Here is an 845-nt window from a genome sequence, read left to right as displayed (position 1 = left end):
GCGACTTCGCTCCAGGCGATGGCGTGGGCCGTCGACCGGATACGGACGAACCATTTTACGGTGACCCCGACCTCGGCGATGAAGACCATTGCGGCGACTAGCGCCACTTCTTCGTTATTCCCCCCCCTTCCCCCCTCCCCCCCCCCCCCGCCGAAGGGCGTGACCGGTGTTCCGGTCGGTCCGTGGGACGGGCGGAACGGGACAGGCGGTACTCAGCGGGCCGCGAGCACCGCGGTGACCACGGCGTCGGCAGCGGCCTCGTGCTGGGCGTAGTGCCCCGGGTACGCCGAGACCTGCACCGCCTGGGCGGCGACGGTCAACGGCAGCTGTTCCCAACCGGCCACCCGCTGCAGGGCCAGATAGAACTGGGTCGCCGAGTAGGTCGGGTTCATCAGGTCTGCCACCGCCCCCCAGCCAGTGCTGGTGCGCTGCTGGAACAGTCCGACCGAGTCGTGGTCCCAGCCGGTGCCCTGGTGCGGGTAGTTCTTGGACTCCGGCAGCACCTCGCTGGCCCGGTTGAGCAGGGTCGACTCCTGCATCGCGGTGGCCACCGCGATCACCATGGCCCGGCGCGGCAGTTGCAACGCCAGGCCGGCGTCGACGATGGCCGTGGCATTGTCCATCTGCACCTGGGACAGCCCGGCGACCGGGGCGACGGTGGTCGAGGTCGGTTCCGGGGCGGGCTCGGCGGTCTCGGTGGGCTCCGCAGCGGCGACGTCCGGGTCGGCCGGTGCTTCGGTGGTCTCAGCGGCCTGGGCTGCGGCGGCGGCCGCCGGTTCCCCTTCGCCGGGCTCGGGGCGCTGGGCCCGGGACGTGGCGTCGGCCGCGTCGGCCCGGCGCTGCAG

General features: G+C 72.7%; 1 protein-coding gene. It reads right to left on the bottom strand.

The genetic code is table 11. From position 1 onward, the window contains the following. Positions 1-212: 212 nt before the first annotated feature. On the bottom strand, positions 213-845 hold a 633-nt coding region (locus tag ACXAHD_RS32245; protein WP_475055193.1), incomplete at its 5' end, for a hypothetical protein.

It is taken from the genome of Micromonospora sp. ABR4_055 (genome assembly GCF_056160425.1).
The sequence above is the reverse complement of the archived record's forward strand: the minus strand, read 5'-3'. Positions and strand labels throughout refer to the sequence as shown.